This is a genomic window from Acinetobacter sp. LUNF3 (assembly GCF_022699605.1).
GTDB classification, from domain to species: Bacteria; Pseudomonadota; Gammaproteobacteria; order Pseudomonadales; family Moraxellaceae; genus Acinetobacter; species Acinetobacter johnsonii.
This window is the reverse complement of the sequence record NZ_CP093968.1, coordinates 3,235,954-3,251,156: the sequence shown is the minus strand read 5'-3', so window position 1 is coordinate 3,251,156 and position 15,203 is coordinate 3,235,954. Positions and strand designations below refer to the sequence as shown.

Sequence of the window (15,203 nt, the reverse complement as noted above, 5' to 3'; positions counted from 1 at the left end):
TAAGCCTCAATATTTGATTGAGGCTTACTTCTAAAAACAGTGATATGAGCACAGATTTAAATTTTATAGCATGGCGCTAAGTGTTTAGAGAGAAGCATCATGCTTGCTTTTGTTATTTTTGTTTTTGCTGTCGCAGGCATGATTAAGGGTACCATTGGTCTGGGTTTGCCCGCCGTGTCGATGGGACTTTTATCTTTGGTGATTAGTCCATTTCAAGCGGCAACTTTGCTGATTATCCCTTCCATGGTCACGAACTTTTGGCAATTGTTTGCAGAAGGGCGTGTACTGCGACTGGTACAGCGCTTTTGGCCGTTGCTGGTGGGCATGATCATTGGTTCAGTTTGGAGTGTTTTTCCTACGCTCGGACATGGCGAATTTCAAAGTGAAGCGCTGTTGGGCGGGATGTTGGCCATTTATGGTCTATATGGTTTGTTTGCCAAAAACATGCCCAACTTAGCCCCGTATGAAAAATATTTATCACCGATCATGGGCTATTTGGGCGGTGCTTTGACGGTGGCGACAGGGGTGGTGGTGATTCCCGTAGTGCCATATTTGCAGTCCTTGCATTTGAAACGGGATGATTTGGTACAATCGCTCGGCCTTGCCTTTACCGTTTCAACCTTGTGTCTGGCCACGTATTTACATCTGAATCCTGTTGAAGACACTCCCATTGACTATCAACTGTCGTTGATCGCTCTGCTTCCTGCATTGCTCGGAATGTGGTTGGGCACTAAAATTCGTTATCGCATCCCTGAGCAAGCCTTTCGTAAGGTGTTTTTTGTGGGCCTAGTCTTATTTGGCAGTTATATGGTTTTACATCAACTGGGCTGGCTTTAATGCGCAATGAGCTGGTCATGTTGGCTCAAGAGGAATTGACTAAAGCGTTGGTAATCTACTGGGAGCTGATCAAAACACCGTGCTGCTAATAGCAACTTGCGGTTGGCCCATTTGCCTAAGAGTTCAATTTGCTGAAAATCATACTGTGCTTTTAAACGCAGAGCTGCCCGTTTGGGAATAATCGCAATGCCGACGCCATTGGCAACGACTTGGGCAATCGCGGCAAAGTTCGGCACCCGTAGACGATAGTGGATGTCACAGCCTAAGCATTTGGCTTGCGCTTCTATTGACTGTTGTAAGGAGTGATATTGCATGAGGCCCACAAACGGATGTTGCAATAATTCACCCAGTTCTAGTTGAGCTGCAGTTGCAAGTGGATGCTGGCTTGGGCAGATCAGTACCAAAGGGTCTTCAGCAAATTCTTGGGTTTCAAGTTGTCCCGCATCAAAAAAACCAGAGATCAATCCCAACTGCGCCGTACCTGTACTAAGGGCCTGAATGATGTCATTGGTTTCGGCTTCTTTTAATTCAATATGAATCTTCGGATTTTCCATTAAATACTGCGGCAATAAATGCGGTAAGTACTCACTCTGTGCCGATGAGTTGCACCACAATATAATGTTGCTCGTTGCACTGTGGGCAAAGGGCAACATGGCCTGTTGTAATTGCTGCTGTTGTTGCAGTAAGTGCTGCGCATGTTCCGCAAAGGTTTGCCCAGCAAGGGTCGCTTTCACCCCGGTTGCATGGCGGGTAAATAAACTGACTTCAAAATGCTGTTCTAATTTTTTAATTCGCTCACTGGCGGCCTGTAAAGAAATGGCGGAGCGTTCTGCGCCCTTGGTCAGACTGCCTGTACTCAGGATATTGATAAACAATTGCAGATCAAAAAAATCAAGGCGCATGGCAGGGTCAAAGCGGAAAATGTTGCTTTATCTTAGTCCTTTTTGTGTTTTGAGACATCCCTTTAGGTGTAATAGGAGTCAGAGCATTAGACCAAAAAAAGCAGCCCGAAGGCTGCGATCAACAATGGATAATTAAAATATCAGGCAGATTAATCTTTTTGTCCTAAGCTGAAGAACCAGTTTAAGAACAATGCTGCAAACGTAGCAGTACCAATACCACCCAAGTTAAAGTTGCCAATTTGTAAGGCAAAATCACCTGTACCTAAAATGATGGTGACTGCAGCGACCATCAGGTTTTTGTTCTGTGAAAAATCGACTTTGTTTTCAATCCAGATTTTTGCACCTGCGATGGTAATCAAACCAAACACCACAATCGACGCACCGGTTAAAATCGCGGTCGGAATGGTATGGATGATGGCACCAAATTTCGGAGACAGACCTAAGAAAATGGCAAACACACCTGCAATGGCAAAAATGATAGTCGAGTAAACTCGTGTGACTGCCATGACCCCAATGTTTTCACCATAGGTGGTCATGCCTGGAGCGCCGACACCACCGGCTAACGTCGTTGCTACACCATCGGCAACAAATGCTTTACCAATGTGTGGATCTAGGTTTTCACCAGTCATCGCACTCACGGCTTTGATGTGACCGAGGTTCTCTGCCACCAAAATTAATGCGATCGGTGCAATGATCATCATGGCATTGGCATTAAATTCAGGTGCATGAAAAGTCGGTAAACCAAACCAAGCGGCTTGTTGAATCGGGGCAAAATTAATCGCTGTGCCATAGCCCATAACATTGGTCACGATGAAATAGACCAAGTAAGACAGTAACAAACCAATTAATAATAAGAGACGTTGCAATAAACCACGAGTAAAGACGGCAATCGAGCCCATACATAATACGGTAACCAGTGCCATCCACATATTAAAGGAATTGCCCGCAACGCCTTTGACCGTCACTGGGGCAAGGTTGAGACCAATAATCATCACCACAGCACCTGTCACCACAGGCGGCATCAGTTTTTCAATCCACTTGGTGCCCGTTGCCATGACCATAAAACCAAACAAGGTATAGAGCACGCCGCAGGCAATAATACCGCCGCCCGCCATAGCTAAGTTTGGATTGAGTGCGCCTGTGCCCGATGCGGTATAGCCCGTTGCTGCAATCACGACCCCAATAAAGGCAAAACTTGAACCTAAATAACTTGGAACACGTCCACCCGTCATAATAAAGAACAAGATGGTACAAATCCCGGACATTAAAATGGCAAGGTTGGGATCGAAGCCCATCAAGAAAGGTGCAAGAACCGTTGCTCCAAACATGGCAAAGGCATGCTGCACACCTAAAATTGCACTTTGTGAAGCAGGGAGATATTCACTTGTGCCAACAGGACGTGCATCGATATTGCCTTCGTACGAGCGCCATTTGGGAAACCAATTGGACATTTTTTGAGCACTCTAAAGATAAATTGTGCACATCATACTCTTGTTTTTTAGAAGATTTAATCAGTGATACAAAAAATTGTTCAAACTAATCTTATGACTTTTCAGAACTTTTTACCGCATGGTAAAAATTTATATTTTTAAAAATAATGATAAATCAAGGTTTAATTGGTAAATTTAGCCAATCGCTCATTCATAAATATTTATGATTGGATTGATAAAAAAAATTATAAAAGGTTTGACTATGCGTTCAATAAAAAAGCACATCATAGTGATGTGCTTTAAATGGAGCGGGCTTAAAACTTTATCCTGTGTTACGAAGACCCGCTGCAATGCCGGCGATACTTACCATAAGTGCATGATCTACAGGTGTATTTGTTTCCTGACGCTCTTCTAGGTAGCGGCGACGACGTTTCATTAACTCTGCTTGGAGTAAATGCAGAGGCAATAAATACGGTTTGCGCACTCTCATCGACTGATCTAAAACTTCGTTACTGCTGAGGAGTTTAGACTCACCTTTAAGCGCTAACAGGGTTTGCACCGCATACTTTAAGCGCTGACGCAGATGTTCACCGAGCACTTTCAAGTCCTCATCATCAGTCAGGTGCGACTCATAATACAGCGCTACATGAGCATCAGATTTTGAGAGTACCATTTCCAACATATCAATCAGGGTTTGGAAATACGGCCATGCCACCAGCATTTCATCTAAGGTAGCCTTATGTCCTTGATCAATCACTTGGTTAATTGCCGCGCCTGTACCCAACCAAGCGGGTAGCATCAAACGAATCTGAGTCCACGCAAATACCCAAGGAATGGCACGTAGGGACTCAATGCCGCCAGTGACTTTACGTTTTGCAGGGCGTGAGCCAAGCGGTAACATTTGCAGTTCAAGCTCTGGCGTGACTGTACGTAAGTACTTTACGAAGTGCGGGTTTTCTCGCACAGTCTGACGATACACTTGTACCGACAAATCGGTCATGCTGTGCATCAACTCGCGCCACTCAGGTTTTGGGACGGGCGGTGGAAGTAAAGTGGCTTCTAAAGTAGCAGCGGTATAAATCTCTAAGTTTTGTAGCGCAATGCCTTCTAAGCCAAACTTGAAGCGAATCATTTCACCTTGTTCAGTGACTCGAATTGCACCTGAAATCGAGCCAGGTGGCTGTGAAAATAGGGCTTGTTGCGTTGGCGCACCGCCGCGGCTGATGGAACCGCCACGACCATGAAATAGCGTAAGTTGTACGCCATGCGTTTTCGCAATTGCGGTTAACTCTTCTTGCGCACGGTACTGTGCCCAATTGGCTGACATAAAACCTGCATCTTTTGCTGAGTCCGAATAGCCAATCATCACTTCATGTTTGCCCTGAATATGCTGTTTATACCAATGCATATTGAATAGGGTATTCATGGTGGCTGCCGCGCCATCTAAGTCTTTCAATGTTTCAAACAATGGCACCACACGTAGTGGATGTTGGATGCCTGCTTCTTTTTGCAAAAGCAGTACCGCCAGCACATCACTTGGATATTCAGCCATCGAAATAATGTAGGCACCTAAACTTTCTTGAGGCTGCGCTGCCAAAGTACGCATGGTGGCAAACACTTCTTGTACTTCAGGTTGTTCAATTAAACTTTGCGCAGGTTCATTTAAATGCTTGGGCAACAGTGGACGTTTGCTTTGTAGCTCTTGCAATAAGAAGTTTTGACGTGCTTGTTCGGTCCACGTTTCAAAATTCCCCAGACCCAAATATTCAGTAATGGCTGAAATCGCTTGGCGATGACGGCCTGACTCTTGGCGAATATCCAGTTTTAGCAGTTCAATCCCGAAACAGTTCACTCGATGGATAAAGTCTAGCAATTTGCCATTGGCAATTTCAGGCAGGTTGCTGGCAATTAAAGAGCGATAACACAGCAGTAAAGGCTGTAGCAGCTCCTCTTTGGCTTTAATCACCAAGCTGTCATCGGCATCGGCACCGCGCAGTTTTTCTGCGAGCCAATGGCGCGTAGCTTTCAGCCGTTCGCGGGTATGACGTAAATATTCACGGTAGGGTTCAGGATGGTCTTGACCCAAGGCTTTACGCAGTTCATCGCTACAGCTTTGAATTGACAGTTCCCAACGCAAGGCTTCAATGTCACGTAAATAAAGATCAGCCGCTTTCCAACGCGATAGCCACAGGACTTCTTGCGTAATGTTGTGTGTCACATTCGGGTTGCCGTCACGGTCACCCCCCATCCATGAAGCGAAACGTACAGGTGCGACATGGAGAGGCAAACGTTGCCCACAGTGCTCAATCACCATGTCGTCTAGTTCACGCATGAACTTCGGCACGGCATTCCATAAGGTTTGCTCAATAGTAGTAAAGCCCCATTTTGCTTCATCGACTGGGGTTGGACGGTGTTGACGAATTTCATCGGTCTGCCACGCCGAACAGATCAGTTGTTTTAAGTCTTCAAGGACTGTTTGGCGCTCACGAGGGGTCAGTTTTTGCTGATCCATTTTAAATAAGGCATCGTTAATACCATCATATTTTTGGATCAGGGTACGACGGCTGACTTCAGTGGGGTGAGCGGTCAGAACCAGTTCAATATTTAAATCACAGATTTGCTGGAACAGCCTATCGGTTGAAATGTCGTTATTTTTAAATTTAGCAAAGAGGTGGTCGAGCGGATTTGGAGAGGGTGCGGTCTCATCAAATTCACTTTGACGACGGCTACGCACCACATGATATTGTTCCGCAATATTGGCAAAGTTCAAAAAGTGGGTAAAGGCACGCGTCAGCGGCAAAATTTCATCGTCTTCAAGGCTGAAAAACAATTGTTCCAGCTGCTTTTCGGCTTCAACTTGACCGTCCCGTGCCCCTTTGGATAAGGCCCGAATTTGCTCGACCTGATTAAACAAATCTTGTCCTGCATGCTCCTTGAGGGTTTCACCCAATAGGTTGCCGAGTAATCGGACATCTTCACGTAGTGGAGCATCAATTTGTTGAATCATGATTATTATTCCCTCGTTGTTCTTAATTTGACTATACCCCGATTCGATGACAATCCAAGTAGGGGCAGACAAAAGTAGGGGATTAATTGCTGATTTTAGAATCAAATGAACCACTTAGGGCAAGCAATTGTTTTAAAATAAAGATGGTTTTAATCCCAAGTATTTGAATTAATTATAAAAAATATAAATTTGATTAGCCGAATCTTACGGTTTTTGTATGGGGTATTTTAATAAAAAAATCGCAATGGCTTCTCGAATCAGTTGCTCGCGTTGTTCGGCATTGGGCACTTCATTCATCCCCAACAACATTTCTTGGTGACGGTATCCAAACAGCAGAGACATTAATAAGGTGATGACCTCGTTGACCTGTTCAAACTGAAGCACGCCTAAGGTTTGGGCTTGGTCAAAGAACTGTTCCCAAATCGCCCGCATTTTGAGGTGGGAGGCTTTATAGAAGTTCTCTAGCAAAGGATTTTGTTCAGCGGCCAGCTGTAATAGTAAGTGCTCCAGCTTGATGGCCTCAGGCAGGTTAATAATATGCATCGATAGCGCACAAATCTGTTCGAGCATGGGCACAAAGTCTTCGGCACGTTGCAATTGAAAAGAACGACCCAGCATCAGCTTTTCACAGGTTTCCTCAATCGCACAACTGAACAGATTGGCTTTGTCTTGAAAATGGTTTTACACCGTGAGTTTGGTGACGTGCGCTTCCTTGGCAATATGGTCCATGCTGGAGCCGTGGTAGCCATGTTGTAAAAACAACTGACGTGCCACCTCCAAAATACGTTGCCGTTTTTCTAAATCCTTGGGACGTCCTGCTGAAGTTTGCACACATTTTCCTAAAAAAAGTTCAAAAAGTCATTTACATCTGAGCATATCTTTAATTAGTGTACTACACAGTATATTAATTAAAAAATAACCAAGTTAAGTCTGGATATTGTGCCTGATTAATTGGTGGTTATGGAAGAAGAGCAGACTTCATGAGCAAAATTCAGACCCTTGTGGCAAGTATGATGGTGGTGTGTAGTATCACCTTGTGGGGATGTAGCAAAGACACGACCGAACCAGAGTCGGTGCCTTTGGTAATGGTGAGCCAACCGAATACCACGCATCTAGAACAAAAAAGCTATGCAGGCGAAGTGCAAGCCCGCCAACAAACTGCACTGTCCTTTCGTGTTGGGGGACAAGTCACGGAGCGTCTGGTCGATGTGGGAGACCAAGTCAAAGTCGGACAAGTTTTAGCACGCTTAGATGTACAAGATGCCCAGTTAGAACTCAATGCAGCAAAAGCACAGTTAGAGAGTGCCCAAGCGGCTGAAAAAAATGCGCAGGATGAACTCAAACGCTTTAAGCAATTATTACCGAGTAATGCAGTGAGTCGTTCACAGTACGACAGCGTTGAAAATCAATATAAAGCCGCACTGTCGAGCTTGAAACAAGCACAAGCCAATTATAACGTTACGCAAAACCAAACCAGTTATAACCAACTGATTGCCAATAAAAACGGTGTGATTACCGAGCGAAATATTGAAATTGGACAGGTGATTTCAGCAGGGCAACCCGCGTTTCAACTGGCCATTTCAGGTGATCGTGAGGTGGTGATTGGTGTGCCTGAACAAGCCATTGCTCAGATTAAAGTTGGACAAGATGCCATAGTCACTTTGTGGTCCAAACCCGATGAACGTTTTGCCGCCTACGTCCGTGAAATTTCGCCTGCCGCAGATCAGTCACGTACTTTTAGTGTCAAAGTGGCTTTGCGTGAAGGACAAAATATGATTCAACTGGGACAGAGTGCACGGGTGTTTTTCAGCTCAACTGAAAGCAATGTGTTGAGTGTACCGTTAGCCAGTGTTTCCGCTGCGGGTAAAAATGCTTATGTCTGGGTGGTGAATGCTGACAACAGCATTCGTAAAGTCCCTGTCAGCGTGGGGGAGTATGGTCGAGACACCGTTACCATTCGTTCAGGTTTACAGCCAAAGGACTATGTCGTGGTGGGTGGGGTGCATTTACTGCGTGAAAAACAAAAAATTCAACCGATTAGCCGTGACAATAAAACGGTCAAGATTGCGACAGGAGGTTAAGCATGAACTATAACCTGTCGGAATGGGCCTTAAAAAATAAGGGCTTGGTCCTTTATTTGATGTTGTTACTGGGCATCGTGGGTGTGGTGTCTTATTCTAAACTTGCACAAAGCGAAGACCCACCTTTTACCTTTAAAGTGATGGTGGTACAGACCTATTGGCCGGGTGCAACGGCGCGCGAGGTGTCTGAACAAGTGACCGACCGTATTGAAAAAGAGCTGATGACCACGGGTAAGTATGAGCGCATTATGGCCTACTCCAGACCCGGCGAGTCGATGGTGACTTTTGTGGCACGAGATGCCATGCGCTCCAGTGAGATACCTGATGTGTGGTATGACGTACGCAAGAAGGTTGGAGACATCAAACATCAGCTGCCCAATGGGGTACAAGGACCATTCTTTAATGATGAGTTTGGCGATACTTTCGGCAACATTTATGTGCTGACTGGTAAAGACTTTGATTATGCGGTGATGAAAGAATATGCCGACCGTTTACAGTTACAACTGCAACGTGTCAAAGATGTCGCCAAAGTCAATTTGGTCGGGCTGCAAGATCAAAAGATTTGGATTGAAATTTCCAACACCAAGTCGGCGCAGTTAGGCATTCCTGTGACAGCGGTACAACAAGCCCTGCAACAGCAAAATACCATGGCCAGTGCAGGCTTTTTTGAAACAGAATCGGATCGTATTCAACTCCGAGTCACAGGGCAAATTAAGAGCGTTGAAGAACTGCAACGTATGCCTTTATTGGTCAATGGGAAAACCATCCAGCTGAGCGATGTTGCCGACGTCTATCGTGGCTTTAGTGAACCCGCTCAACCCCGTATGCGCTTTATGGGGGAAAATGGCATTGGCATTGCGGTGTCGATGCGTAAAGGTGGCGACATCTTGGCTTTGGGTAAAAACTTAGAAACTGAGTTTTCCAAGCTGCAAAAAACTTTGCCTTTAGGTATGGAGCTGAAGAAAGTTTCAGACCAGCCTGTCGCGGTGAAGCGTAGTGTCAACGAGTTCATGAAAGTTTTGGCTGAAGCGGTGATTATTGTCTTGCTGGTTAGCTTTTTCTCGCTGGGTTTCCGTACTGGACTGGTGGTGGCATTCTCCATTCCATTGGTCCTAGCCATGACCTTTGCAGGCATGAATATTTTTGATGTCGGTCTGCATAAAATTTCCTTAGGTGCGCTGATTTTGGCGCTGGGACTCTTGGTCGATGACGCTATTATTGCTGTGGAAATGATGGCAATCAAAATGGAGCAAGGCTACAGTCGACTACAAGCAGCGGGGCATGCATGGCGAACCACTGCCTTTCCGATGTTGACGGGAACTTTGATTACCGCTGCGGGCTTTTTACCGATTGCCACGGCAGCGTCCAGCACAGGCGAATACACTCGCTCTATTTTCCAAGTGGTGACCATTGCCTTAATTGTGTCGTGGTTTGCAGCGGTGCTTTTTGTACCCTATTTGGGTGACAAACTCCTGCCCGATTTTAATAAAGAGCTGATTCAAAAAGCGCCGTGGTATAGCCGTTTGTGGGCACGTTTGCGCAAACAGCCAGAACCTCAGCCGATGGTGCATCATGCAGGTGAGCAACACGATCCTTATCAAACCAAGTTCTATCAAGGTTTTCGCCGTTGGGTCGATCTGTGTGTGATCTATCGCAAAACGGTCATTGCGACGACGGTGGCTATTTTTGTGCTCTCGGTGTTGATGTTTAAGTTAGTACCACAGCAGTTTTTCCCGCCTTCGAATCGTGCCGAAATTTTGGTCGACTTAAAGCTTGAAGAAGGTGCATCTTTAACGGCAACTGAAAATGCGGTGAAAAAAGTTGAACAGTTCCTGTCGAAGCAGGAAGGCATAGATAATTATGTGGCATATGTGGGCACAGGCTCGCCACGTTTTTATTTACCGCTCGATCAGCAGCTACCACAAGCCAGCTTTGCTCAGTTTGTGGTCTTGGCTTCTTCACTGGATGATCGCAATGAAATTCGTAAATCCTTAGATACCCAAATCCGCCAGTTATTGCCCGATGTGCGTACTCGCGTCTCTTTACTTGAAAATGGCCCACCTGTCGGTTATCCACTTCAATATCGCGTGTCGGGTGAAGACTTGACCCAAGTGCGTGCTTGGGCGGATAAAGTCGCGGCGATGCTGAGTGCTAACCCCAACACCACCAATGTGCATTTGGACTGGGGTGAACCAAGCAAGATGATCAATTTAGAGATTGATCAAGACCGTGCCCGCCAAATGGGGGTGTCGAGTTTAGATTTGGCCAATTTCTTGAACAGCTCAATTTCAGGTGCCACCATTAACCAGTACCGTGAGAAACGAGAACTGATTGAAATCCGTTTACGTGGCGATCAAGCTGAGCGGGTTGAAGTAGCATCACTGGCGAGCCTTGCCGTTCCAACCTCAAATGGCGGAACAGTACCGTTGGCACAAATTGCCAAAATTGATTATAGCTTTGAAGAAGGTTTGATTTGGCATCGGAACCGTCTACCGACCATTACGGTACGTGCGGATATTCGGACCAAGTTACAACCGGCCACTGTGGTGGATGAAATGGCGGAGCAGATGAATCAGCTGCGTGCGGAACTGCCGAATGGCTATTTGGTTGAAGTTGGCGGTACAGTGGAAGAGTCTGCACGTGGGGGTAAATCGGTTGCAGCAGGCATGCCTTTATTCTTGGCCGTGGTCATGACTTTACTGATGATTCAACTGCGCAGTATGTCTCGTGCTACGATTGTCTTGCTCACTGCGCCTTTAGGTTTGATTGGCGTGGTGTTGTTCCTGCTGTTGTTCAATAAACCTTTTGGTTTTGTTGCAATGTTGGGCACCATTGCCTTGTCAGGCATGATCATGCGCAATTCACTGATCTTGATTGATCAGATTGAGCAAGATATTCAAGCAGGGCATGAATCATGGGATGCGATCATTGATGCGACGGTGCGACGTTGTCGTCCAATTGTGCTGACGGCATTGGCAGCTGTTCTGGCGATGATCCCATTGTCTAGAAGTATTTTCTTTGGACCTATGGCCGTTGCGATCATGGGCGGACTGATTGTGGCGACGCTATTAACCCTGTTCTTTTTACCTGCCTTGTACGCGCAGTGGTTTAAAGTAAAAAAAATTAGCCATAAGCTGTAAATTTATGCCAATATCAGGTGCGAAACGTTGAAAATTTCAATATAGTAGCACCTGAAATTTATGGCATTTTTATAAAGCAGTTTTTTGCTACACATTAAAAAACCAACGATGTGGCAAATGGGGTTAAACGCATGATGCAAGACAATGTAACCAAGTATCGCCGCTCTATCGCGATTTCTTATGTCTTCATGTTTTTGGCTTTGTTTACTGTGATTAGTGGCGCATTTTCCTATTGGTATGCCCGAAAAGTCACGCAAATTGATCATGCCGAAGTGTGGTTACAAGCGCAAGCACTCTGGGTCATGCGCAATATTGTGATTTATAGCATTTTGGCTTTATTTGCAGCACTGTGGTTTATTCCTCTTATTTTCTTCACTTGGGACAGCGCATTGTGGGTGACTGCATGCACGGTTGCAGGTGTGGTTTTTAGCTGTATTGCATTTCTCTTCCTTCTAAATGCGTGGTTTAAAGGCCTGTCTAAATTTTTGAAAAATAAAGCAGTTTTCTAATTCTGCTGATTTTTTTTCAAACATCCCCTTGTAAAACTTGGTTTGAACCCAATTTCAGACCACAGTTGAGTATTAAATAAATTCCGTAAGGAGCATCGCCAGACATGGCTAAACGTGATTATTATGAGGTTTTAGGTGTTGCTAAAACCGCTAGTGATGATGAAATTAAAAAAGCCTACCGTAAGTTGGCGATGAAATATCATCCGGACCGCAACCCTGACAATGCTGAAGCTGAAGAGAAATTTAAAGAAGCTGCTGAAGCTTATGAAATTTTATCGGATAGCGAAAAGCGCAGCATGTATGACCGTATGGGGCATCAAGCCTTTGAAGGTGGTATGGGCGGCGGAGGCGGCTTCGGTGGTGGTTTCAGCGCAGAAGACATTTTCAGTCAATTCGGTGACATTTTCGGTGGTGCATTTGGTGGCGGCGGTGGCCGTGGTCAACAGCGTGCACGTCGTGGTTCTGACTTACGTTATGTGATGGAACTGACGTTGGAAGAAGCTGTAAGAGGGGTGAAAAAAACCATTACTTTTACTGCACCAGCGCCATGTGAAACTTGTGATGGTAAAGGCTCTAAAAACCCGAACGATGTTGAAACCTGTAAAACTTGTCATGGTGCAGGTCAGGTTCGCATGCAGCAAGGTTTCTTCTCTGTACAGCAGACCTGTAGTACCTGTCGCGGTCAGGGTAAGATCATTAAGAACCCATGTAATACCTGTCATGGTTCGGGCGTTAAAGACCGTCAACAAACCTTAGAAGTGACGATTCCTGCGGGCGTCGACAACGGTGACCGCGTTCGTTTAACGGGTAAAGGCGAAGCGATTCGTGATGGTCAGTCAGGCGACTTGTACGTAGAAGTAGTAGTGCGTGAGCACGAAATCTTCCAACGTGATGGTGCAGACCTGTATATGGATGTGCCTGTGAGCATTGCCGATGCTGCTTTGGGTAAAGAAATTGAAATCCCGACACTCGAAGGTCGTGTGAGTTTGAAAATTCCTGAAGGCACACAAACGGGTAAAATGTTCCGTTTACGTGGCAAAGGGGTTAAACCTGTACGCACCAGCATGCAAGGTGACTTACTCTGCCGTATCGTGATTGAAACGCCAGTCAACTTAACAGCACGTCAACGTGAATTGTTGAAAGAGTTGCAAGAAACTTTAGATGGAGATGATCACAAATCATCACCAAAGAAGAAGTCTTTCTTTGACCGACTGTTTGATTAATTGAATACGGTACGTCTGAATTGGTGTTGAAAAGAGCGGGAATATTTTCCCGCTTTTTTTATGTTATTGCGCTTCTGCGGGCAGCTCAGGTTGATCGATCTCTTCAACCGACACCATTTCTTCAGCCATAGGTGCAGCGGCTTGTACTTGTTGTTCGGCCTGTACTTTAGGGTGTGTGCTGGTGGTGATCTTTACCTGTGACAAACTTTCTAAGGTATCGCCCGCTTGAACAGCGGGTTCAGCCTGAACCTGTGCCCAACTGCCCCCAAACGCCATCGCTAGAAAAAGTACCTTTGCTTTCATTCTATTTTCCTCATTTTAAAGTTGTTTTTAAACGCGAACCTAGTCTGCGTAAGATTGATTGCAAATTTGTGAAAAGCTGGAGAAATCATGTTTGAAAATAAAGCGATTTTTTCGATGAAAATGGCCAACAAACTTTAGTCTGGGCAATCAGTTTTGCTATAGTAAGAGCAATTTTGAAGCTAGATTAGGAATATGTTATGTCAGCAGCTCCACGCATTGGTGTCTTAGGTGCCGGCGGTCGTATGGGTCGCATCCTTATTCAAGCGGTACACGAAGCAGGCTATCAACTGGCTGCGGCAGTGGAACGCCCTGAAAGCTCACTGGTTGGTACAGATGCAGGTGAGCTTGCAGGTATTGGCAGCCTTGGCGTGAAGGTGGTGGGTAGTCTGGAAGCGGTAGTGAAAGATTGTGATGTGATCATTGACTTCACTGCACCAGTAGCGACCGTTCAGCATTTAAAAATTTGTCGTGAAGCTGGGGTGGCCATTGTCATTGGCACCACGGGCATGAATGACGAACAAAAAGCTTATTTGGATGACTCTGCGACTCAAACACCTGTGGTCTATGCAGCCAACTATTCTGTGGGGGTCAATGTTTCGATTAAACTGTTGGAATTGGCGTCTAAAGTCTTTGGCGACACAGTGGATATTGAAGTGATTGAAGCGCATCATCGTCATAAAGTCGATGCACCATCAGGCACAGCGTTGATGATGGGTGAGGCCATTGCGGGTGCTTTAGGTCGTGACTTGAAAACCGATGCAGTGTATTGCCGTGAAGGTCATACAGGGCCTCGTGAGCGTCAAAGTATTGGTTTCCAAACTATTCGTGGCGGCGATATTGTCGGTGAACATACAGCTATGTTTATTGCCGATGGTGAGCGCGTTGAAATTACTCATAAAGCGACCAACCGGATGAACTTTGCTTCGGGTGCGGTACGTGCTGCGGCTTGGGTGGTAGGACGTGAAGCACGTAAATATGACATGAAAGATGTACTGGGTTTTAACGACATTCAAGTTTAAAAACCTGCTTCATTCGCCATAAAAACAAGATAAAAAACTAAAATAAGACGAAGAATAGAATGAAAAAAGTCATATATATGGCTTGTGTTGTTGCCGTGATGACGACAGCACAGGCCAAACCTATGGATCAAGCCAAACTCAGTATTCATAAAAATAATATTAAAGTTTGAACCTATCAAAATGCACAAAACCCAGTTTTTTTATATAAGGCTGAAACCACGTTTGATGTGCCGATTGAAAAAGCAGTGTCATTGATCTTAGATGTTGACCATGCGGTGAAATGGGTGCCGTATATGGGCAGTGTGAAAGTCTTGTCGCGCGATGATAAAAAAGGCGAGTTTCAACTGTATATGGTGCTGGATTTCCCTTTTCCTTTAAAAGACCGCGACTTGGTGGTGTAGGGAAAAATGACCAAGGACAGTCAGGACATTATTAGCATTAAAAATAAAGCGATTGATAAAAACATCCTTAAAAATCCAGATTATGTGCGCCTAAATCATTATGAGGGCGATTGGACCTTTCAGAAACTGGGACCAAATAAAGTCAAGGTTTCGACCTCAGGTTATGCTAACCCTGAGGGGTCGATACCACTGAAGTTTGTGAATATGTTTGTCCAACAACAACCCTATCAAATGCTGCAAAAAATGAAAAATCAATTGCTGGAACAAGAAGACACTCCTGCCCATTTACCAGTTGCCTTACGTTAATTTTAAAGATGAAGAAGCCTGCAATGCAGGCTTTTTTATGTTTTA

The 15,203-nt window shown here is 45.2% G+C and carries 10 protein-coding genes and 2 pseudogenes; 7 read left to right on the top strand and 5 right to left on the bottom strand.

What is annotated here, in order from left to right; translation table 11 throughout:
- The first annotated feature begins 99 nt into the window (after positions 1–99).
- Positions 100–837: a sulfite exporter TauE/SafE family protein gene (locus MN200_RS15895; protein WP_004691863.1), complete on the top strand. Its 738-nt coding sequence runs from the start codon at positions 100–102 to the stop codon at positions 835–837.
- Here the strand turns inward: MN200_RS15895 and MN200_RS15890 are convergent.
- The 4 genes and pseudogenes from MN200_RS15890 to MN200_RS15875 form a co-directional block, all read right to left on the bottom strand.
- Positions 834–1,739, bottom strand: a complete 906-nt coding sequence (locus MN200_RS15890; RefSeq protein WP_058870575.1) for a LysR family transcriptional regulator — start codon at positions 1,737–1,739, stop codon at positions 834–836. The genes MN200_RS15895 and MN200_RS15890 overlap by 4 nt on opposite strands.
- 149 nt (positions 1,740–1,888) lie before the next feature.
- Entirely contained in the window at positions 1,889–3,190 is a 1,302-nt protein-coding gene (locus MN200_RS15885; protein ID WP_058870574.1) for a solute carrier family 23 protein, read from the bottom strand.
- A gap of 301 nt (positions 3,191–3,491) precedes the next feature.
- Entirely contained in the window at positions 3,492–6,176 is a 2,685-nt protein-coding gene (gene ppc / locus MN200_RS15880; protein ID WP_058870573.1) for a phosphoenolpyruvate carboxylase, read from the bottom strand.
- Positions 6,177–6,380: 204 nt separating this feature from the next.
- Positions 6,381–7,007: pseudogene (locus MN200_RS15875) on the bottom strand (TetR/AcrR family transcriptional regulator).
- A 149-nt stretch (positions 7,008–7,156) separates the two neighbouring features.
- Between MN200_RS15875 and MN200_RS15870 the strand changes: the two are divergent.
- The 4 genes from MN200_RS15870 to dnaJ all read left to right on the top strand — a co-directional run bounded on the left by MN200_RS15870 (position 7,157) and on the right by dnaJ (position 13,129).
- Positions 7,157–8,257, top strand: coding sequence for an efflux RND transporter periplasmic adaptor subunit (locus MN200_RS15870; protein ID WP_242759837.1), 1,101 nt, complete (start codon positions 7,157–7,159; stop codon positions 8,255–8,257).
- A gap of 2 nt (positions 8,258–8,259) precedes the next feature.
- Positions 8,260–11,397 carry an efflux RND transporter permease subunit gene (locus MN200_RS15865; RefSeq protein WP_242759836.1) on the top strand — a complete coding sequence of 1,046 codons (3,138 nt, stop codon included), beginning with the start codon at positions 8,260–8,262 and terminating at the stop codon, positions 11,395–11,397.
- Between the two features lie 131 nt (positions 11,398–11,528).
- Positions 11,529–11,906 (top strand): hypothetical protein, encoded by a 378-nt coding sequence (locus MN200_RS15860; protein WP_004978426.1) that lies wholly within the window; start codon positions 11,529–11,531, stop codon positions 11,904–11,906.
- Between the two features lie 104 nt (positions 11,907–12,010).
- Positions 12,011–13,129 (top strand): molecular chaperone DnaJ, encoded by a 1,119-nt coding sequence (gene dnaJ, locus MN200_RS15855; RefSeq protein WP_004978425.1) that lies wholly within the window; start codon positions 12,011–12,013, stop codon positions 13,127–13,129.
- A gap of 63 nt (positions 13,130–13,192) precedes the next feature.
- Here dnaJ and MN200_RS15850 read toward each other — a convergent pair whose 3' ends face one another.
- Complete coding sequence (locus MN200_RS15850; protein WP_131230901.1) at positions 13,193–13,432, bottom strand: hypothetical protein; 240 nt, start codon at positions 13,430–13,432, stop codon at positions 13,193–13,195.
- A gap of 197 nt (positions 13,433–13,629) precedes the next feature.
- Here MN200_RS15850 and dapB point away from each other — a divergent pair, with 197 nt between their 5' ends.
- A complete protein-coding gene (gene dapB, locus MN200_RS15845) occupies positions 13,630–14,451 on the top strand; it encodes a 4-hydroxy-tetrahydrodipicolinate reductase (protein ID WP_062031806.1) in 822 nt (273 codons plus the stop codon).
- 59 nt (positions 14,452–14,510) lie between these two features.
- Positions 14,511–15,158 (top strand): annotated as a pseudogene (locus MN200_RS15840) (START domain-containing protein).
- The last annotated feature ends 45 nt before the right edge of the window (positions 15,159–15,203 follow it).